This is a genomic window from Arcobacter iocasae (assembly GCF_042214795.1).
GTDB classification, from domain to species: Bacteria; Campylobacterota; Campylobacteria; order Campylobacterales; family Arcobacteraceae; genus Arcobacter; species Arcobacter iocasae.
This window is the reverse complement of the sequence record NZ_CP090177.1, coordinates 218,241-238,903: the sequence shown is the minus strand read 5'-3', so window position 1 is coordinate 238,903 and position 20,663 is coordinate 218,241. Positions and strand designations below refer to the sequence as shown.

The 20,663-nt window shown below is 28.3% G+C and carries 23 protein-coding genes; 13 read left to right on the top strand and 10 right to left on the bottom strand.

All coding sequences use genetic code 11. The annotated features are described in order from the left end of the window. Positions 1 to 48 precede the first annotated feature (48 nt). The 3 genes from LXN10_RS01230 (at position 49) to LXN10_RS01220 (ending at position 1,997) form a co-directional block, all read left to right on the top strand. Positions 49 to 498: a DUF2059 domain-containing protein gene (locus tag LXN10_RS01230; RefSeq protein WP_375724148.1), complete on the top strand. Its 450-nt coding sequence runs from the start codon at positions 49 to 51 to the stop codon at positions 496 to 498. A 129-nt stretch (positions 499 to 627) separates the two neighbouring features. Then, positions 628 to 1,548 carry a sialidase family protein gene (locus tag LXN10_RS01225; RefSeq protein WP_375724147.1) on the top strand — a complete coding sequence of 307 codons (921 nt, stop codon included), beginning with the start codon at positions 628 to 630 and terminating at the stop codon, positions 1,546 to 1,548. A gap of 11 nt (positions 1,549 to 1,559) precedes the next feature. Further along, positions 1,560 to 1,997 (top strand): nucleoside deaminase, encoded by a 438-nt coding sequence (locus LXN10_RS01220; RefSeq protein ID WP_375724146.1) that lies wholly within the window; start codon positions 1,560 to 1,562, stop codon positions 1,995 to 1,997. Between the two features lies 1 nt (position 1,998). On the opposite strand, the gene LXN10_RS01215 is transcribed toward LXN10_RS01220, so the two are convergent. Continuing rightward, complete coding sequence (locus LXN10_RS01215) at positions 1,999 to 2,865, bottom strand: aldose 1-epimerase family protein (protein WP_375724145.1); 867 nt, start codon at positions 2,863 to 2,865, stop codon at positions 1,999 to 2,001. Positions 2,866 to 3,031: 166 nt separating this feature from the next. On the opposite strand from LXN10_RS01215, the gene LXN10_RS01210 reads away from it, so the two are divergent. The 4 genes from LXN10_RS01210 to LXN10_RS01195 all read left to right on the top strand — a co-directional run bounded on the left by LXN10_RS01210 (position 3,032) and on the right by LXN10_RS01195 (position 6,735). Then, on the top strand, positions 3,032 to 4,945 hold the full coding sequence (locus tag LXN10_RS01210; protein WP_434056569.1) for a methyl-accepting chemotaxis protein: 1,914 nt from the start codon (positions 3,032 to 3,034) through the stop codon (positions 4,943 to 4,945). 119 nt (positions 4,946 to 5,064) lie between these two features. Continuing rightward, positions 5,065 to 5,616, top strand: coding sequence for a YqiA/YcfP family alpha/beta fold hydrolase (locus tag LXN10_RS01205; protein WP_375724144.1), 552 nt, complete (start codon positions 5,065 to 5,067; stop codon positions 5,614 to 5,616). Next, complete coding sequence (locus LXN10_RS01200; RefSeq protein ID WP_375724143.1) at positions 5,613 to 6,080, top strand: ribonuclease HI; 468 nt, start codon at positions 5,613 to 5,615, stop codon at positions 6,078 to 6,080. The genes LXN10_RS01205 and LXN10_RS01200 overlap by 4 nt, the downstream gene beginning before the upstream one ends. A 25-nt stretch (positions 6,081 to 6,105) precedes the next feature. Then, positions 6,106 to 6,735: a LysE family translocator gene (locus tag LXN10_RS01195; protein WP_375724142.1), complete on the top strand. Its 630-nt coding sequence runs from the start codon at positions 6,106 to 6,108 to the stop codon at positions 6,733 to 6,735. Positions 6,736 to 6,776: 41 nt separating this feature from the next. Here LXN10_RS01195 and LXN10_RS01190 read toward each other — a convergent pair whose 3' ends face one another. The 6 genes from LXN10_RS01190 to LXN10_RS01165 form a co-directional block, all read right to left on the bottom strand. Then, positions 6,777 to 7,703, bottom strand: coding sequence for a c-type cytochrome (locus LXN10_RS01190; protein WP_375724141.1), 927 nt, complete (start codon positions 7,701 to 7,703; stop codon positions 6,777 to 6,779). An 83-nt stretch (positions 7,704 to 7,786) separates the two neighbouring features. Beyond that, positions 7,787 to 8,920, bottom strand: coding sequence for a sensor histidine kinase (locus LXN10_RS01185; RefSeq protein ID WP_375724140.1), 1,134 nt, complete (start codon positions 8,918 to 8,920; stop codon positions 7,787 to 7,789). Continuing rightward, positions 8,907 to 9,569 (bottom strand): response regulator transcription factor, encoded by a 663-nt coding sequence (locus LXN10_RS01180; protein WP_375724139.1) that lies wholly within the window; start codon positions 9,567 to 9,569, stop codon positions 8,907 to 8,909. The genes LXN10_RS01185 and LXN10_RS01180 overlap by 14 nt, the downstream gene beginning before the upstream one ends. Further along, complete coding sequence (locus tag LXN10_RS01175) at positions 9,566 to 10,450, bottom strand: cache domain-containing protein (protein WP_375724138.1); 885 nt, start codon at positions 10,448 to 10,450, stop codon at positions 9,566 to 9,568. The genes LXN10_RS01180 and LXN10_RS01175 overlap by 4 nt, the downstream gene beginning before the upstream one ends. A 22-nt stretch (positions 10,451 to 10,472) precedes the next feature. Beyond that, on the bottom strand, positions 10,473 to 11,405 hold the full coding sequence (gene ftsY, locus LXN10_RS01170; protein ID WP_375724137.1) for a signal recognition particle-docking protein FtsY: 933 nt from the start codon (positions 11,403 to 11,405) through the stop codon (positions 10,473 to 10,475). After that, positions 11,406 to 11,948 carry a TlpA family protein disulfide reductase gene (locus LXN10_RS01165; RefSeq protein WP_375724136.1) on the bottom strand — a complete coding sequence of 181 codons (543 nt, stop codon included), beginning with the start codon at positions 11,946 to 11,948 and terminating at the stop codon, positions 11,406 to 11,408. 59 nt (positions 11,949 to 12,007) lie between these two features. Here LXN10_RS01165 and LXN10_RS01160 point away from each other — a divergent pair, with 59 nt between their 5' ends. Further along, a complete protein-coding gene (locus LXN10_RS01160; protein ID WP_375724135.1) occupies positions 12,008 to 12,550 on the top strand; it encodes a 5-formyltetrahydrofolate cyclo-ligase in 543 nt (180 codons plus the stop codon). Between the two features lie 17 nt (positions 12,551 to 12,567). After that, positions 12,568 to 14,109, top strand: a complete 1,542-nt coding sequence (rny, locus tag LXN10_RS01155; RefSeq protein WP_375725313.1) for a ribonuclease Y — start codon at positions 12,568 to 12,570, stop codon at positions 14,107 to 14,109. 22 nt (positions 14,110 to 14,131) lie between these two features. Here the strand turns inward: rny and LXN10_RS01150 are convergent, their stop codons facing one another. Further along, positions 14,132 to 14,944 carry an aldo/keto reductase family protein gene (locus tag LXN10_RS01150; protein WP_375724134.1) on the bottom strand — a complete coding sequence of 271 codons (813 nt, stop codon included), beginning with the start codon at positions 14,942 to 14,944 and terminating at the stop codon, positions 14,132 to 14,134. Positions 14,945 to 15,001: 57 nt separating this feature from the next. After that, positions 15,002 to 15,856, bottom strand: coding sequence for a hypothetical protein (locus tag LXN10_RS01145; RefSeq protein ID WP_375724133.1), 855 nt, complete (start codon positions 15,854 to 15,856; stop codon positions 15,002 to 15,004). A gap of 211 nt (positions 15,857 to 16,067) precedes the next feature. Between LXN10_RS01145 and rsmD the strand changes: the two genes are divergently transcribed. The 4 genes from rsmD to LXN10_RS01125 are packed head-to-tail and all read left to right on the top strand — an operon-like array spanning position 16,068 to position 19,771. Then, on the top strand, positions 16,068 to 16,658 hold the full coding sequence (gene rsmD / locus LXN10_RS01140) for a 16S rRNA (guanine(966)-N(2))-methyltransferase RsmD (RefSeq protein WP_375724132.1): 591 nt from the start codon (positions 16,068 to 16,070) through the stop codon (positions 16,656 to 16,658). Position 16,659: 1 nt separating this feature from the next. Then, on the top strand, positions 16,660 to 17,460 hold the full coding sequence (locus LXN10_RS01135) for an ABC transporter permease (RefSeq protein ID WP_375724131.1): 801 nt from the start codon (positions 16,660 to 16,662) through the stop codon (positions 17,458 to 17,460). 3 nt (positions 17,461 to 17,463) lie between these two features. Next, on the top strand, positions 17,464 to 18,015 hold the full coding sequence (locus LXN10_RS01130) for a manganese efflux pump MntP (RefSeq protein ID WP_375725312.1): 552 nt from the start codon (positions 17,464 to 17,466) through the stop codon (positions 18,013 to 18,015). Positions 18,016 to 18,055: 40 nt separating this feature from the next. Continuing rightward, positions 18,056 to 19,771, top strand: coding sequence for a Na+/H+ antiporter NhaC family protein (locus LXN10_RS01125; protein ID WP_375724130.1), 1,716 nt, complete (start codon positions 18,056 to 18,058; stop codon positions 19,769 to 19,771). A 23-nt stretch (positions 19,772 to 19,794) separates the two neighbouring features. Here LXN10_RS01125 and LXN10_RS01120 read toward each other — a convergent pair whose 3' ends face one another. Continuing rightward, positions 19,795 to 20,616: an SDR family NAD(P)-dependent oxidoreductase gene (locus tag LXN10_RS01120; RefSeq protein WP_375724129.1), complete on the bottom strand. Its 822-nt coding sequence runs from the start codon at positions 20,614 to 20,616 to the stop codon at positions 19,795 to 19,797. Between the last annotated feature and the right edge of the window lie 47 nt (positions 20,617 to 20,663).

Genomic DNA, 20,663 nt, shown 5'->3' with positions numbered 1-20,663 from the left:
ATTTCCAATACAATCCATAACATTATTATTAAAAAATTAGGAGAAAAAATGAAAAAAATTATAAGTACGATTGTTGTTATGTTTTTGTGTGGAACTACACTATTTGCAAGTCCTGCAAAAGAAGAGAGTGTTAGAGAGTTAATAGATTTATCAGGTTCTAAAAATATAGGAAATTTATTTATGAAGCAACTATTACCAAACTTGAAAAGACTTGCACCAGATGCACCTGAAGAGTTTTGGGATAAAATGACAAAAGAAATTGATATGGATAAAATGGTGGAGTTAACTATTCCTATTTATCAAAAATATTTAAATGAAGAAGATATCCAAGCTATAAATAAATTTTATAAAACAGAAGCTGGACAAAAACTAATAAAACAAACACCTCAAATAATGCAAGAATCAATGATGGCAGGTCAACAATGGGGTCGTGAAGTTGCTCAAAAAATTGTAAGTGAACTAAAAGAGAAAGAATATATAAAACAAAATATGAAATAAACTATTTATAAATAATATTCAAAATTTAAAACAAGGAAGGTAACTTTGCCTTCCTCAACTCATCTTCTTTTTTTCTTCTTTTCTATATAATATAAAAAATTAGACATATAGACAAATAAGGAATCACAAATGGAGTTTTTAGAAGTCAAAAAAATATGGGATAAATCACCTCATAATGCATTTACAGATTTGATAAAATTTGGTGAATATTGGTATTGTACTTTTAGAGAAGCTGATGAACACATGTCTATGGATGGAAAGCTAAGAGTCATACGCTCATTAAATGGTAAAAAATGGTCTTCTGTTGCACTATTGGGATTTGATGGCGGTGACGTTCGCGATGGTAAATTTTCAATTACACCTAAAAATGAACTTATGTTAAATGCTGGGGTGCGATTAGTTGAATCAATTGATGGCTTAAATACTCGTTCTGTAACTTGGTTATCAGATGATGGTAAAAATTGGAGTGAAGTTTTTACTTGTCCTACAGGTCTTGGAACTTGGAGATGGAGTACAACTTGGCATAAAAAGACAGCATATAGTATAGGATATACAGGGAAAGATAAACTAGGCTGTTTATATAGTACAAAAGATGGTAAAAAATGGAAAATAGTAAAAGATAAACTTTTCCCTACTAAAAACTCTTCTTGGAGTGAAAGCTCTCTAGCCTTTTTAGAAAATGGAGATTTATATGTACTTTTACGACGAGATTCTCAAAGTTATACATCAGTACTTGGATTTTCTAAGTTTCCTTATGAGGAATGGTCTTGGAGTGATTTAAATGTTCCGATTGGTGGACCTAAGATGATTTATGTGGAAAAGCAAGATAAGTTTTTAGCTACAGTTCGTCTTTATGGAAATCAAAGTGCAAGAACATCTTTATGTTGGATTGATTATGAAAATGGAGAATTAAGAGAAGCTTTAACCTTACCATCAGGTGGAGATACAAGTTATGCCGGTATGGTTTATGAAGAGGATATCTTATGGATAAGTTATTACTCTTCACATGAGGGAAAAACATCTATTTATCTTGCTAAAGTTAGAATATAAAAGGCAATACTATGGACAAATTCTTACAAGCAGCAATCGAAGAAGCAAAAAAAGGTATGGCTGAGGGTGGAATACCTATTGGCTCAGTACTTGTTATTGATGGAAAAATAGTTGGACGAGGTCATAATAGACGAGTACAAAATGGAAGTGCTATTTTACATGCTGAAATGGATTGTTTAGAAAATGCAGGACGCATAAAGGCAAGTGATTATAAAAGAGCTACCTTATATTCAACTTTATCTCCTTGTGATATGTGTAGTGGAACTGTTTTACTTTATGGAATACCAAAAGTTGTTATTGGTGAAAACAAAACATTTCAAGGACCTGAAGAGTATGTAAAATCAAGAGGGGTAGATGTTGAAGTTATCAATAATAAAGAGTGCTGTAATCTTATGGAATCATTTATAAAAAATAATCCAGAACTCTGGAATGAAGATATTGGAGTATAAGTTATACCGAAATAGTATAACTACTTTCAAATATCTCGTTTTTAGATAAAGTGATTATTCCTTTTTTATTTTCAAGTTTTTTATTGTGACCTATAAAATCAGCAATACCATGCCAAGGTTCTATACAGATAAATGGCGCACCGCTTGGTTTTGACCAAAGTCCAAGATAATCAAAACCCTCAAATGACATCTTTATACTTTTATCATCTTTAGAGTTTTTAAAAGTGATTGTTTTGTTTTTTAGATTTTGTATAACTAAGGCATCATCTTTAAAAAGTTTTTCATCTAAAGCTAATTTATTATTTTCTAAATTTAATATCTCTTTTTGATGAGATATACCATCTACAGTTAAAGGTAATCTCTCTAATTCTTTTGTATTTTCAAATTCAAAATAGTAATCATTTTTATTTCCTTTTTCTAAAGGCCAATTAAAAGCAGGGTGAGCACCTATTGAAAAATACATTTTTTGTTGAGATTTGTTTACTACTTTATAAGATATTTCAAGGGAGTTTTTTATTAGTCTATAGCCAAGATATAGCTCAAAGTTAATGGGATATATTTCTAGTGTGTCAGTGCTATCTTTAAGTTTAAAACAAATATACTCATCTTCTTTAGTAAAAACTTCAAAAACTCTATCTCTGGCAAATCCATGTTGTCTCATTTTGTAAGTTTTATTCATATAAGTGTATTCATTATCTAAAAGCTTACCAACTATGGGAAATAAAATAGGAGCATGACGATTCCAATACTTTTCGTCACCTTGCCAAATATATTCAGTGGAGTCATTTTTCTTTTTTAAACTACAAAGTTCTGCACCTAAATCCTTTATTGAAATTTCTATAAAGTCATTTGATATATGATATTTCATGCTTTTATCCTTTGGATTTTTCAATAGTGAGTAGATTCTATACTATTTATGTTTAATTACTAAATAATATAATTCTTTAATTATTAGTTTATCTTATCTTAATATTAATAATAATATTATAATTATTATTTAAGGAAAGAATAATATTAAAAATAGGAGTTTTTAGGTGTTTAGAAGTATAAGAGGAAAATTATTAGCGTTAGTTATTTTACCAGTATTACTGATAGTAATTATTGTAACCGTTGTAAGTATAAATTTAACTTATAATAATAGTGAAAAAACAATAGAGCAATTTGAAAAAAGTATACTCAATGAAAAGAAAGAACTTTTAAAAAATGAAGTTTTAACTGTATATACAATTATTGAAGCAATAATTGGAAATTCAAAAAGTATTGATGAAGCAAAAAGAAAAGTTATAAGTGTTATATCTCAATCAAGATATTTAAAAGGAAGTGGTTATTTCTTTGCATATGAGAAAAAAGGAAGTGATTATCTTTTTGCATTTCATGGAACTAATTCAAAACTAAATGGCACTATTACCGATATTACTAAGCCGGATATAAAAGGATTCCAATTTAGAAAAGAGTTAATAGATACTGCAAATGATGATAATAAATTTGTAGAATATTTTTATAAAAAACCAAACAGTGGTGAAGTTGTAAAAAAACTCTCTTTTTCTAAATATGTAAAAGAGTTAAATTGGACTATTGTAACAGGAATATATGTAGATGATATTGAAAAGAATATTGCAAAAGAGAGAAAAAGAATTGATAATGGTGTAAATTCTTTAATTTATACCTTGATATCTATTATTACTATATTATTGATTGTTATTGTATTTGTTGTTTCTTATATTTCTAAAGTAACCTTAATAACTCCATTGAATATATTTGAAAAGGGATTATTATCATTTCTATCATTTTTAAACAAAGAGAAAAAAGATGTTAGTTTGATAGAACTTACAACTAAAGATGAAATAGGTCTTATGACTAAAAGAATCAATGAAAATATAGTAAAAGTAAAACAAACAATAGAACAAGATGAAAAAGTTATTGAAGATGTTACAAGAGTAGTTAATGATGTTAGTTCTGGAATATTGACTAAAAAAGTAGAAGCAAAAACTTCAAATGCAATAATAAATGAATTAACAGAAGATTTAAATATTATGATTGGAAGTCTTTATAATACTATTAATCATACAATTGATGTTTTAAAGTCATATGAGAGTAGAGACTTTACAAAACAAACAACTATTTCTTGTAAAGGGGAGCTTTGTTCATTAACAAGTGGAGTTAATAAACTAGGACAAGAAATATCTATGATGCTAAAAACAAATCTTGAAAATTCAGAAGTACTGGATGAAAATGCAAATAATCTTACATCTAATATGAATAGACTAACTGTTAGTGCAAATGAGCAAGCTGCAAGTTTAGAAGAGACAGCGGCAGCCTTAGAAGAAATAACAGAGACTATGAGAGCAAACTCAAATAATATAAATGAACTATCTTCTAACTCTATATCACTAAGAGATGAAGTAAACAAAGGTAAAGAGTTATCTAAAAAAACAAGTAACTCAATGGAACAAATAAATGATAATGTAAATGCCATAACTGAATCTATTGCAATAATAGATCAAATAGCATTCCAAACAAATATTTTATCACTTAATGCAGCAGTTGAAGCTGCAACCGCTGGAGAAGCAGGAAAAGGATTTGCAGTAGTTGCAGGAGAAGTGCGAAACCTGGCAACAAGAAGTGCAGAAGCAGCAAAAGAGATAAAAGCTTTAGTTGAAAGTGCGACAAAAAGTTCTAATGAAGGTAAAGATATAGTAAATATTATGTATGAGGGTTATGAAAAACTAAATGACAATATAATAAATACCACATCTATTGTTGATACTGTTACAACAAATGCAAAAGAACAGATGATAGGAGTTGAACAAATAAACTCAGCAGTGGGACAATTAGATAAAACAACACAAGAAAATGCTGCAATTGCTTCTGAAATCAATGAAGTAGTAAAAAGTGTACACAGTATGGCTGATAAAGTTGTAGAAGAAGTACAAAAATCTAAATTCTAATAGTATGACTTTTTAGTCATACTATTTATCTAACAAAAATAATTTATTATCAACTTCAAATAGAACTTAAGTACAAATCATATAAAATACGCTCCAAAAACAATTAAAAAAGAGTAAAAATGATTATATATATACACGGTTTTGCCTCATCTGGACTTGGTGACAAGGCAGCACTTTTTAAAGAATATTTTGATGAAGAGTTAATCTCTCCATCACTTTCATATGTTCCTTCACTTGCTATTAATACACTTGAACAACTTATTGAATCTTATCTAGCTTTAGAACAAGAGGTTTATTTAGTAGGTTCTTCTTTAGGTGGATATTATGCTATTTATTTAGCTAATAAATATAATTTAAAAGCAGTTTTAATTAATCCTGCCGTTCATGCATATGAGACTTTAGATAAAATTGGAACAGCTACAAATTATTATGACTATTCAAGTTTTGAAGTTATAAAAGAGCATTTGACATATCTAAAATCAATAGAAGTAGCTGAAATAAATGAGCAATCAAATTTTATGGTATTACTTCAAGAAGATGATGAGGTTTTAGATTTCAATGATGCAGTTGAAAAATTACCAAAATCAGAGCTTATAATAGAGCAAGGTGGTAGTCATAGTTTTGATGAGGTTGAAAGATATTTTAGAAAAATAACTCTTTTCTTTAGATGAGTTTTTTAAAACTATTTTGTGATGGAAGTGTAAATCCCCAAAGTAAAATAGGCTTTGGGGCTTATTTTATCTATGATGAAACTTTAACTATTCAAAATATCAAACTAAAAAAGTTTGAAAATACCTCTTCTACAAAGTTAGAATTGGAAGTTTTACTTTGGGCTTTAGCTGATGAAAAAATCATAAGTAATGATATAATTATTTATACAGATTGCCAAAATATTTTAGGACTAGAAAATAGAAGAGAAAAGCTAGAAGAAAACTTTTATAAAAGTAGTACTGGAAAAGAGATAAAAAATAAAGAACTCTATAAAGCTTTTTTTGAAATATGTGATAAAACGCATTGTAAATTTGTAAAAGTAAAAGGTCATAAAAGTTCAAATCAAAAAGATGATATTGATAGACTTTTTAATTTAGTGGATAAGGCTTCAAGAAAAGCTTTGAGAGAGTTTTTAACAAAATAAAACTATTTAAAAAAAAGGTGTTCATATGGAATTTTTTTCTAATGTTATAATCGCACTGTTTATTTATATTTTAGGTATCGCAAGTCCTGGACCTAGTAATCTTGCTATTGCTCAAACTTCAATATATGCAGGAAGAAAAGCAGGAGTTTATTTCGCTCTTGGAGTAACTCTTGGTTCTTTTTTCTGGGGAATTTGTGCAGCTTCTGGTTTACAACCACTTCTTAATAAGTATTCTGATGTTTTGTATATTTTGAAGATTTTGGGTGGCTTATATTTTCTTTATTTGGCATATAACTCTTTTAAAATGCTTACAAAAAAAGAGTATAAAAAAGTTGAAATAAAAGAGTCTAAAAATTCTTATAAAAAATATTTTTTCTCAGGCATAATGATGCATTTGCTAAATCCAAAAGCGATTGCAGTATGGATTGCAATTATTGCAATAGCCTTGCCAAATGAACAAAATAGTATGTCAATATATTTCCCTGTAATACTTTGTTTACCTTTTGGAATAGTGATATTTATAGCTTACGCTTTTATGTTTTCTAACCAAAGAGTAGTTAATAAGTATTTTGATTTTAAAAAGTATATTGATAGTTTTGTAGGAGTTACTTTTTCATTGGTAGGATTTAAACTTCTTTTTGATGCCAATAAATAAAATAGGTGCTAAGAAATCTTTTAGCACCTAATTTAAAAGTATTATTTACCTGTTTTTATTTTTTGTAAATCAAGTCCAAATGCTTTGAAGTTTGATTCAACTGAGTGTTTTTCTTCATGTACTTTTGAATTATAATGTCCCATTTCTTCTTTTGGTAATAAATGGTCTTTTAAATTAAAACTAGCTCTTGGTTGTGCATCAACAAAAAGTGCTACATCAGCAGCTTCTTGATCGCTTAATGTTCCACCTTGACCTAATGGCATATTTTCTTTAATCCAAGCTGGAGCTTTGTTAAGTTTACTCATACCAGCACCTGTATTATAAGATAGCCATTTACCATTTTTATCTTGTCCCCATAATGGAGGAAACACTGCAACCCCTTCGCCATTCATACCATGACATGATGCACATTTGTTTTCAAATATTTTTTTACCAGCTAAGTAGTTTTCATGAGTAGCTTTTTTTTGAATAGCTGCGAATTTTTTTTGTTCAGTTGCCCATCTTTTACTTGTAAGTACACTACATGGTCTATTTTCATCCATATTGATTTCAAAACCAGTAGAAAGCCATGTAATATAAGCAGCCATAGCAACAGATGCTTCTGTATCAATAATTGGTCTTTTACCATCCATACTTCTCATATAACAGTTATTGATTCTGTCTTGTAAAGTTTGTACAGTTTTTTCTCTTTTTGAAAATGCAGGGAAAGATGCAGCTGTTCCTCTAAATGTTCCAATAGTAGTCATAGTCCCAGGTTTTCCGTCATTACCTATTAAGTGACAACTTTTACATTGTAGATTATTTCCTACTAAGTCTTTTGTTAGAGGGTGAGTATTAGTTTCGTTCATAATAGCTTCACCTAATTTTACCATTCTTCCCAATTCTCCATTTGGGTAATTTTTAGGTACCTCTGGTGTTTGTGCAAAAGCGATTAAGCTAAAAGCAATTAATAAAAGTAATTTTTTCATATTGTCTCCTTATTCTTTAGAGATATTATAACAATTGAATGTAAGTATAAAGTTTGTTTTTAAATATATATATTAAGGAAAGGTTAATATTTAAAGAAATATGTAAAAGTACTACCTTCTTCTAGTTTTGATATTACTTCTATTTTTATATCATTTTCTTCACAAATGTTTTTTACAATATTTAATCCAATACCAAAGCCACCTTTTATAGTGTCTTCCCTATAGTATCTATTGAATATTGTAGAAGTATCAATTATCCCTTTTCCAAAGTCTTGAATACAAAGTATGATTTGAGCTTCTTTTTTTAGTTTTATAATTATTCTTTTGTTTTCTTTAGAGTATTTAATTGCATTTGAAAGGGTGTTGTCTATTATTCTTTGTATTTGAGCACGATTTATAAAGATAAATAAATTATCTTCTATATCTAAATCAAAAGTGATATTTTTTGATTTTGCTAAACTTTCAAATAATTCAACTCTTTGTTTTAAAAACAAAGATAAATCTAACTCTTCTTTTGTAAAAGTTATTCTTTTATTTTTTATTAGATATTCTATATCTTCATATACAAAAAGAAGGTTTTTTAGCCCATTTAAACAGCGCGATATCTCCTTTGAGTCTTTTTGTTTTTCTTGAAGCATTTCAAGATTTAATTGTATTACTCCAAGGGGTGTTTTTAGTTCATGCATTGCATCATTAAAAAAAGCATCAAGATAGTCATTTGCTTTTTTGTATGGAGTAATGCTTTGTTTTAAAATTAAAAACAAAGATATAAAAATAAATATGCCAAGTATAAGAGTTAAAAGAGACATTTTTATATAAATTTCTTCATAAGTAAACACTTTTGTGACAATAAGATAGTCTGCATTTAGCCTATTTGGGCTCAGTGATACTTTTTTTATAAGTTGATGTGGTTTATTTATATCAAGGGCTTTATTTGTTGTAGAGTAGATTAATTGGTTATTTTTATTAAATAAAAAGCTATCAAAACTAAAAGATTTTGGAAAGTTAAAAATATCGCTTTTAGAATCAGAGAAGTCACTTATACTTCTTTGGATATTTGAAGTGTGTATATCTAAGAGTTTATCTTGGTTATATTTATAAGTTTGAAGTTCACTTTGTGTATAAAAATATGCAGGTATACAAATAAGAATAATAATCAAAAAAGAGTAACCAAGGGCTAGTTTTAAAATATAATTTTTTGTATTAATCTCTAACAATCTTATATCCTAGTCCTCTTTGATTTAAAATAAATGTTTTAGAGGTTTTTGCTCGTATATTTTTTATGCATACTCGAATATCAGATTCATTTATATATTTATTATCCCAAACCTCTTCTCTTAGGGTGTCAAAGGTTACAAATTGGCTTTTATGAGTTAAAAGAGAAAAAATCACTTCATGCTCTTTTTTTGTTAAGTTTATGACTTCTGTTTTTCTTAGAAGTTCCATTTTATTAGTATTGTAATAAAACTCTTCAGTAAGTTTGAGAATATTTTCATTGGCATTAAAATAGACTGATTTTACTACTTGCTCAACTCTATATTTTAACTCTTTTAATGAAAAAGGTTTTTTTATATAATCATTGCATCCTAGTTCATAACCCATACTTAGATTATTTATATCAGTTAATGAAGTGATGAAAATCACTGGAATATTTTTTTCATCTTTTTTTAAAGTTCTAACCAAATCATAGCCACTTAAATTTGGAACTTTTATATCTAAAATCAAAAGATGATAATTTTTTTCATAAATTGCATTTAGTGCTTCTTCTCCATTTTCAAAATCATCTACTTTATAATCAAGTGATTCTAAATACTCTTTGATACTTATTTTATAATCAAAATCATCTTCTAATAAAAGTATATTCATTGAATTATTACCTTACTATTTGTATTAATATATCTGTTTTCATAATTATTATTTAATTGAAGCTTTGAACTATTTTTTAATGAAATAATAAAATATCCAAGCTTTTCTCTATTGAGTGAATAATAGGTAAAATAGCTAAAAGCATTATCATCATCTGTAAAATATCCATAATCTTCTAGTGTATTTGTATTAAAATTTGTATTAAGTGTTTTTTTATTTACTAAAGTAAATTCACCAATTTTTGGATTATTTTTTAGTGTTGTTGCGATATTTAGATATTTATTATTTAGTAAAATATCTAGGCTATAGCCTTTGTCTTTTAACTCTTTTTCTAAATAATCAAAACCAATAATTACTTCAATAGAACCTATAAATTTGCCATCTCTTAGTATAGGAGAAATAGCTTTAATATTTAATCTTTTACCTAATTCAATAGAGACTAAAGGTTTATTTTCTTTTTTTACTTTGACTAAACCTTCTCTAAAAGATGATAATGGAATATCTTTTTTTGAAAAATCCCAACTTCTAAGATAGGTATTTAACTCTTTTGTATGAATTTGTACTTCAAAAAGACTATTTTGAAGTTTTTTAAGTCCATTTATTTTTTTATTTACTATATCAAAGGCTTTTTTTCGGTTATTGATTTCATAGGCATTTATAAGCTCTTCATCTTGTGAAATTAAAATTGATAAAGAAAGGGCATATCTTTTTTCCTCTTCTAATAAATTTTTAGTTATTGCTAAAGAATTTTCAAGATTTGATATTAGTTTTTTTTGATTATTGATATTTAGCAAGATATAAAAGATAAAAGATACTAAAACTAAAGCAAGCAAGGATATAAAAAGAAAATACTTGTTTGACTTTGATTTTAATATATCCAAGGTATTTCCTTTTTATTATGATTTATTCTGAAATATATATTTCATCCAATAATGAATCTACAAAATTATCAGGAGAGAACTCAACTAAATCATTCATTGTTTCACCAACACCAATATAAAAAATTGGAAGTTCTAATCTATTTGAGATAGAAAATAGTGCTCCACCTTTTGCTGTTCCATCAAGTTTTGTTACAATAATACCATCAACTCCAACCATTTCATTGAAAGCTTTTGCTTGCTCAATTGCAGTATTACCTTGTGTTCCATCAAGAATCATAAGCTTTTGGTGCGGAGCTCCTTCTTTTGCTTTGTTACAAACTTTTACTATCTTTTTTAACTCATTTGATAGGTTTGTTTGAGTTTGTAATCTTCCTGCTGTATCAATTATAACATTATCAATATTTTTAGCAACGGCAGAAGAGATAGTATCATATGCAACTGCACTTGGATCATGTCCTTGTTTTGTTTTTATAATAGGAACTTCTAATTTATCAGCCCAAATAGATAGTTGCTCAATAGCAGCTGCTCTAAAAGTATCTCCAGCTCCTAAAATAACTGACTTATTGTCTTTTTTGTATAAATTTGCAAGTTTTGCAATGGTTGTCGTTTTACCTGCTCCATTAACTCCAATGATAAGTTGAACAAAAGGTGAGGGTAGATTTTCCATATTAACATCAGGCGCATGTTCGAAAAGCATAACAAGTCTATGTCTTAGTTGCTTTCTATTTATCATCTCAGGAAGTCCATCCATAGCTTTTTCGATAATAGAATAATCCATATCAGCTTCAATAAGCAACTCTTCTATATCTTCAAAAGAGATTTTCTCTTTTTTTTGAGGAACTACTGATTTTATATTTTCAAATGTTTTTGATAAGGCAGAAGAAAGGAAACTTTTATTCTCTTCTTTCTCTTCAATTGTTTCCTCTTTTTTATCTTTTTTAAAAAAACTAAACATCTATTTTATTGCCTTTTGGATATCAACATCTATCATCTCTTCTGGAACTATTCCTACATAAGTTTGAACAAGCTTTCCTTTTTTGTCATATAAAAACATAGTTGGAATTGCTTTAACTCCACCAACTGCATCTGCAAATGTCGCATTTTGTTTTGAATTTGTTACAACATAATTAATATTGTACTCATTTACGAAATCTTTTACTTCATTATTTGGTTTATTATCTTCTAATAAAACAGAAACTATTTCTAAGTCATTTTTGTATTTATCTTTTAGATGAATCAAATTTGGAATTTCAGCTTTACAAGGCATACACCAAGTTGCAAAAAAGTTCACAAGTACGGCTTTTCCATTGTATTCTTGGAAAGCAAAGCCATCATTTAGCTTTTTTATATTGAGTGTTTGAGCATCTGTAGTAGTAAGTCTGAAATCTTTTACTTCTACATTTTCTGCTTTTTTATCATTTTTTGAATTATCTGAGCCACACGCTGCAAAAAATATTGTTATAAAAAATGTTAAAAATGCTATTTTTTTAAACTGCATTTTAATTCCTTTTGGTAAAATATTTGAAGCTAAGAATTTTAGCTAACTAAGGCTTAAATATGTTAGAAAATCACAAGAGTGATTTTAGAAAATCGTGTATTAAAAAATTAAAATTTGTTAGTAGATTTACAAAGTGTTATAAAGATAAAAAAATAGTAGATGAGATATATAAAACTATTTGTGAATTAAAAAAAAAGAATGTTTTATTATATATTCCCCTTGACTTAGAAGTGGATATATATCCTTTGATAAAAAGATTAAGAAGAGAAAAAAAAGTTCAAGTTTTTGTACCATATATGGAAGGGCTTAGTTTTAAAGTAGTCAAATACAGACTGCCTTTAAAAACTAAAAAATTTGGTATAAAAGAGCCTAATAATTCTTTTGCTAATGTTAAAATAGATTTAGCAATAGTTCCTGTTGTGGGGATTGATGGACTAAATAAAAGAATTGGTTTCGGAAAAGGCATGTATGATAGGTTTTTTTATAAACTAAACTACAAGCCAACAATTCTTTTTACTCAAAGAAAACTTTGTAAGACTGCAAAAATTTTAAGTAATAACTACGATATTCAAGCTGATATAATAATTTCTAGTAAAAGATAAAAGGTCATAATATGGATATGTTACTTATAGAAGGATTTGTAGTTGCTATTCTTGCTTCAGCAATTACATTTTTCGTGATTAAAAAGATAAATAAAGCAAAAATTGATATTTATATTGAGCAAGCAAAAGCTAAAGCCAATGTTATAGAACATGAGGCTGAAGTTATCTTAAAAGATGCACAATTAAAGGCAAAGCGAGATTACGAAAGGGAATTTAAAAGTGCCAAAAGAGAATATGATGAGATGTTCTGTAAAATCGAAAGAAAAGAAAAAGAGTTAAATCATCATTTAGAATCAGAACTTCAAGCTATCAAAAAAGAAAAAGAAGAAATAGTTGAAAACAATAAAAAAATTGCTTCATTAAAAGAAGGACTACAAAAACAAAGTAAAACTTATGAAGAAAATATTTTAAAAACTTTAAAGATTTTAGAAAATGCATCTGGATTAACTGTTGAAGAAGCAAGAGAATTGATGCTTGAAAAAGTAGAAGAAGATTCTAGGGCAAAAATCGCTTCACTGTTTAGAAAAAAATATAAAATAGCAGAAGATAACGCTAAAAAAGAGATAAATAATATGCTTTCTCATGCAGTAACCAGATATGCAGGGGAATTTGCAGCTGAAAGACTTATAAACAATATTCCAATAAATGATGAAGAAACAAAAGGTAAAATTATTGGTAAAGAAGGAAGAAATATAAAAGCACTAGAGATGCTTTTAGGTGTTGATATTATTATTGATGATACTCCAAACACTATTACTATCTCTTCTTTTAATCTTTACAGACGGGCAATTGCCACAAAAACTATTGAAGAGTTGTTGGAAGATGGAAGAATCCAACCAGCAAGAATAGAAGAGATTTACAACAAAGTAAAAACTGAATTTGACAAAAATATGTTAAAAGAGGGTGAAGATGTTGTAATGGAATTAGGAATCAAATCTATGCACCCTGAACTTACTATTTTAGTAGGAAGATTGAGATATAGAGCTTCATATGGACAAAATGCACTTAAACATACCCTAGAAGTTGCACATCTTGCAGGACTATTAGCTTCTCAAATGGGTGGAGATGCTATTTTAGCTAGAAGAGCAGGGCTTTTACACGATATTGGTAAAGCATTGACTCATGACTTACCTGGATCTCATGTGGATTTAGGTGCAGAGATGTGTAGAAGATATGATGAACCAGCAACAGTAATCAATTCTATTTATGCTCACCATGGACATGAAGAACCTATAAATGTAGAAAGTGCCGCTGTTTGTGCTGCAGATGCACTAAGTGCAGCAAGACCAGGAGCTAGAAGAGAAGTACTTGAAAGCTTCCTAAAAAGAGTAGAAGAAGTAGAAAATATCTCAACATCTAAAAAAGGCGTTATAAATGCCTTTGCAATTAATGCAGGAAGAGAAGTGAGAGTAATAGTAAAAGCTGAACTTGTAAATGATGATGAAGCTATATTGCTAGCAAGTGAAATCGCCGAAGAGATTGAACAAAAAGTTCAATATCCAGGTGAGATAAAAGTAAATGTAATTAGAGAGTTAAGAGCAGAATCTTACGCAAGATAATAAATGAAGTTAACTTCATTTATTAGTTTATAAAAGTTGATATTATTTTTATATCACTTTCTTCCAACTCAAAAGAAAAAATATCCAAATCTTCTATCATATGTTCTTGTGATGTTGTTCCATTTAGTGGGGTAACCCCAATTTGTGTTAAAAATCTATAAAAAATCTGTGCTTGAGTTTTTTTGTATTTTTTTGCTAAATTTATAACTTCTTCTGAACCTAAAATATGGGGATTTGCACTAAGTGTCCAAAACCCAAGATAAGTTATATTGTTTTCTTTGCAAAACTCTCTTATATCTTTGTCATAATCACTATCTTTATAAAATCTATTTTGAAGTATTGTTGGCTTTATCTTTGCTTCTTTATATAAAGCTTTTAATACTCTTATATCGTAACAATTGCTTATACCGATATTTTTAGTTTTTCCTTGTTCATAAAATCTTTCAAAAATTTTCCAAACTTTCATCAAATGAATAAAAGGGAAAATAGGCGAGTGCAGAATATAAGAGTCAAGATATGTTGTTTGAAGATTTTTAAGGCTTACTTCAAATGAGTCTAAAATTTGTTTTTCTAAAGGATCTTCTGGATTATAAGGAATATTATTTAAATCTTGTCCATCTTTTGGGGTGAATTTTGTTTCTAAAAATATCTCTTCTCTTTTAAAACCTTCTTTATAAAGGTTTTGCAAAGCATCACCAATACCTTTTTCATTATAGTGTCTTGGTTGGCAAGCTGTATCTATAGCTCTAAATCCACTTTTTACAGCAAGTTCAACTAATCTTGCTGTTTCATCTTTTTTCCAGGCAGTTCCATATATAAGTTTTGGTATATTCATGATAAATCCAATATTTTTGATTTATTATAACAAAAATATATTTTACAGGAATTATTTTTATTGAGACTTTTTAATTCTTTGTAAAAACTCCAATTGATTATGTGATTGATTGGTAGCAACAATATTATGAGCAGTTTCTACTTCTTCTATACTGAGATTTGATTTTGCTTCTTTTAGGGCATCTTCTGCTTTAAATACAGCCTCTCCTGCCATGTGATTTTTGAAATTTGATACTTTTTCTTGAAGTTCTTCTATCATTTTTGTTAGTTCATTTTTATCATAATTTTTATCTTTTAACTTATCTTTAATTCTCTCAAGCAATGTTTCAAATGCTTTTACTTCTTCAGGTGATATACCTGTTCTTAGTATTGATTTTATTTCTTCAATAATTTTTTCACTATCTTTTTTTTCTAAATGTGTACTAAATCCTTTTATATCTTTTTCTGCTTTTTCAATTCTAGAACTAATATCATCACTTGATGGTTTCTCATTCATCTCTTTTACATCTTCTGCTTTTGTGATAGATTGTCCTGTAAGTTTTAATTTAAATTCTCTAATTCTTCTCTCTATCTCATCCATCATATCATTTAATTCTTCTTTAGTAAGACTTCTTTCTTTCATTTTCTTTTTAATATCTTGAACCATCTCTTCTAACATCTTTATTTCATCTTTAGTCATACCAGTTTGCATAACTGATTTAATATCTTCAACAAGTTTTTTCATATTTGCTAATATTTCTTCATCTGTTCGCGTGTTAGCCTTATCTGCTTTGTTTTGTTCTTTGTCTAAAGTAGTTTGAAAATCACTTGTGTCTTGTTTTTCATTTTTGTATTTACTTTTATCTTGAGAATAAGTATCTACCGAGTTTTGTGCAACTAAATTACTTTCAGTGTCTCTTGTATAAATAAACATAATCAATCCTTTACAAATGTATACATATATTTTACATCACAAAAAGAAATTTAAATATATCAATAGAATAATAAAATAGTTAAATTCATATAATTTAAACTAATTTAAAGCATTGAAAATAATTATATATATTATTTAATAAAATAATCTCTATCCAAATCAAACCCTCAACAATATTTAACTATAATTACAAAAAATTAGTAGAAGAGTAATGAAAAAAAATATATTAACAACACAAATTATCGCCGGAAAATACAAAGGCAAAAAGATAGAGCTTCCATCTTTAGATGTAACAAGAAGTTCAAAAGCAAGAGTTAAAGAATCATTTTTTAATGTTCTTCAATTTGATATTATTGATAAAGTATTCATAGAAGCTTTTGCAGGTAGCGGAAGTATCGGCTTAGAAGCTGTTTCAAGAGATGTAAAAAAGTCTTATTTTATAGAATTAAATAAAAGTTCATATAATATCTTAGTAAACAATTGTAAATCTATAGATATAAATAAATGTCAAACAATGATGGGTGATACTTTTGTACAGTTACCAGCTATCTTAAATTCATTAAAAAACTCTAGTGATGAGTTGATTGTTTATATTGATCCTCCTTTTGATTATAGGGATGGTATGGAAGATATTTATGAAAAATCATTTGACTTAGTAAAAGAGATTGAAAATGACAATATTCTAATGATATGTTTTGAACATGTTTCAACTGTAGAAGTTCCAGATGTATTAGGTAAATTTGAAAAATGCAAGTCTAAAAAGTTTGGTAAAACTACACTTACATACTTTAGGCTAGCTTAGTATGAATAAAGTGGCATTTTATATTTTAGCTTTTTTTGTAGCTATTATTTTTTTTATGCCACTTTTTTATACTGTATCTGCTTATGAATTAAATCCAAGTAAAATATTACAAGCTCCTAGTTTATCCCATATAATGGGAACAGATAGATTAGGAAGAGATATATTTGCAAGAATCTTAAATGGTGGTCAAACTTCTTTGATTATCGGGTTTTTAAGCGCTGCCATATCTTCTATATTTGGTCTTTTTATTGGTATAAATGCTGGATATTTAAAGGGTAAGGTTGATAAAACTATTACCATAATTATTGATTTATTTTTGACTTTTCCTACATTTTTCTTATTACTTGCTTTAGTATCTTATATCCAAGCTTCATCAATCATCTTGATAATAGTGATTTCAATAACTGGTTGGATGGGAATGGCAAGAATGATAAGAAGTGAAAGCTTTTCTATTGGTACAAAACCTTATATAAAGGTTTTAAATCTTGCAAATGTAAGTAGTCTTAAAATCGTATTCAAATATTTTACACCACTTTTAGCTCCTATTTTTCTTATCTCATTTACTTTTGGAGTAGGTGGGGCTATTTTGGCTGAGTCTGGATTGTCTTTTTTAGGACTTGGGGTTAATTCTCCTGAAATGTCTTGGGGAAGTTTGTTAAGTGATGGAAAAGCTGTGCTTGATATTGCTTGGTGGGTAAGTTTTTTCCCTGGTTTGATGATATTTATTGTTACTTTTTGTTTGATGCAAATAAGTGATTTCTTGCAAAGTAAAATAAATACAAAAGAGATACAAAAAGGATAGATTATATTTGAAATTTTACTTTTAGCATTTGCACTGGCTATGGATGCATTTGCTGTTTCTATAGGGCTTGGAGTAAAGAAAAAAGAGTTTGATAAAATCTTAGCTTTTAAAGCTGCATTATTTTTTGGATTTTTTCAAGCTTTGATGCCTTTATTTGGTCATTTGGCTAGTTTAGGAGTAGGTACTTTAATAGAGTCTATTGATCATTGGGTTGCATTTTTACTTTTAAGTTTGATTGGTGGAAAAATGCTTTATGAAAGTTTTGGTGAAAATACTGAAGATGAGATAAGTATTATCTCAAATAAAGTCTTATTTATCTTAGCTATTGCTACAAGTATTGATGCTATGGCTGCTGGATTTACTTTAAACTTGCTAGATATTAACCCTTATATCTCTATGCTTATTATTGGGCTTGTTACATTTGTATTTAGTTTTATTGGTGTACTTATTGGTTCAAAAGGTGGAAGCTTTTTGGAAGACAAGGCTGAAAAACTAGGAGGTGTTGTATTGATTTGTATTGGACTTAAAATACTTTTAGAACATCTTTATTCTTAAAATAGAACTATCAAAAATAAAATTTAACACGGAGAAAAATTTGAATAAATTAAAAAACAGTATATTAGTTTTAGCATTTTTGCCAATTATACTGCTTGCAGATAATAAGGCAAATGCCGAGCTTTTTGGGGCTTGGACTTTAATACCACCAGTTGTTGCTATTTTATTAGCATTTATAACTAGAAATGTAATATTTTCTTTATTTATAGGTATATTTAGTGGAACATTTTTAGTTAATATTGTAAATGGTGATATCTTTGCTGCTTTTGTTGGTGGTTTTATGGATATGGTAAGTAAGATGATTGGTTCAATGGCAGATTCATGGAATGCAGGTATTATTTTACAAGTTCTAACTATCGGTGGTTTGATTGCAGTTATTACTAAAATGGGTGGACCAAGAGCTATAGCAAAAGCTCTTGCAAAAAAGGCAAAAACTCCTGCAAGTGCACAAATTTACACTTGGGTGATGGGATTTTTTATCTTTTTTGATGATTATGCAAACTCACTAATTATCGGTCCTATTATGAGACCAGTTACAGATAGATTAAAAATAGCAAGAGAAAAACTAGCTTTTATTATAGATGCAACAGCTGCACCAATAGCTGGAATTGCTCTTATTTCTACTTGGATTGGATATGAAATCTCTTTGATAAAAGATGCTTATGCAACAATAGGGCAAGTTGATATAAATGCTTACTCAATCTTTGTAGATACGATTGCTTACAGATTTTATAATATTTTTATGTTGGCTTTTGTATTTTTTACAGCATACTTTTTAAGAGAATTTGGTCCTATGCATAAAGCAGCTCTTAGAGCTGCAAGTACAGGAAAAGTATCAAGACATATAAGACATGAAGAAGAACATTTAAATCAAGAGTCTTCAACTATGGCTCCTAAAAAAAATGTTGAATATTCTATTTGGAATGCAATTATTCCAATTTCAGTTTTGATTGTAGTTTCATTTTTAGGATTTTATTTCAATGGTTTACATTCACTAGAAGGAGAGGCCTTAAAAGCAGTACAAGCAGATCCTTATTCATTTGCTTCTATTCGAGATTGTTTTGGTGGAGCTGATGCTTCTATTGTATTATTTGAGGCTGCATTATTTGCTTCAATTGTAGCTATAGCAATGGGAATGCAACAAAAAATATTTGACTTAAATGAAGCTTTGGAAACTTGGGTTCATGGAGTAAAAGCATTAGTAATTACTGCTGTTATTTTGATACTTGCTTGGTCAATCTCTGCTGTTATAAAAGAGTTAGGTACTTCTGTTTACTTAGTATCAATTTTATCTCATGATATGCCTCAATTTATCTTACCATCTGTGATTTTTATTTTTGGTTCTTTAATCTCTTTTTCTACAGGTACTTCTTATGGGACAATGGGAATCTTGATGCCACTTACTATTCCTTTGGCAAATGCCATTGGAATAAATTATGGACTAGATACTAATGCTTTAAATGAGTATATTATCTTAAATATCGGTGCTGTTTTGACAGGTGCTATTTTTGGAGATCATTGTTCTCCTATCTCTGATACTTCTATTCTTTCATCTATGGGTTCAAGTTGTGATCATATGGACCATATCTCTACGCAATTACCATACGCTTTATTTGTAGGAACAGTTTCTATTGTATTTGGATATATCCCAGCAGCTCTTGGAATCTCAGTTGCTTATTTGATTCCTATAGCTTTACTTGTGCTAGCTTTGACAGTACGATTTTATGGGAAACCTTTTTTAAAACAAGAAGCATAAAAAAGAGAAGTAATACTTCTCTTTTAAAACTTATTTAGTAACTTATCTAATAACTTAGTACTAAGTATTCTTTTTGCAAAACCTAAAATATAAGTTGCTTTTGTAACATAATATCTAGGTTTTGGATTTTTAGATTTCATGATTTTTAAAACAACATTTGCCACGCTTGAAGGTGGAAGATTAAACAAACCTCCATCATCCTTGTTCTCTAGTCTAGTTTTTAACTCTTGTTCATAAGTTTTTCTGTGGAAACTATCTTTGATATTGATATTCTCATTAAACTTTTTAAGTGAGTTTTCCCTAAATTTACTAGTTACTGGACCTGTATTTATAGTAGTTATAAAGATATTATCATTTATAACTTCTTGTCTTAATGTATCAGCAATACCTTCTATTGCATATTTACTTGCATTATAAGCACCTCTAAATTTCAAAGAGATGATTCCTAGAACTGAACTGTGTTGAATAATCTTTCCATAACCTTGATTTCTAAATATTCTCATAACTTGAAGTGTAACTTCATGTAGTCCAAAAAAGTTAGTTTCAAATTGTTCTTTAAGAGTATCTGTTGATACATCTTCAATAGCTCCTGGTTGTCCATATCCTGCATTATTGAAAACTGCATCTAAGTTTTTGTCTAGTTTTAAGATTTTTTCTAAAACTTCTGCTATCTCTGCTTGGTTTGTCACATCTAGTTTGTAAGCTATGAAATCCAACTCTTGCAACATAAGAACATCTTCTTTTTTTCGTGCAGTTGCGTATACTTTGTATCCATTGTTTTTTAAAAGTTTTGCTGTTTCTAAGCCGATACCTGAAGAACAGCCTGTTATTAATATATTTGCCATTTTTAACCTAATATTTTTTCTAAGATGCTATTATAACGAAAAAGATT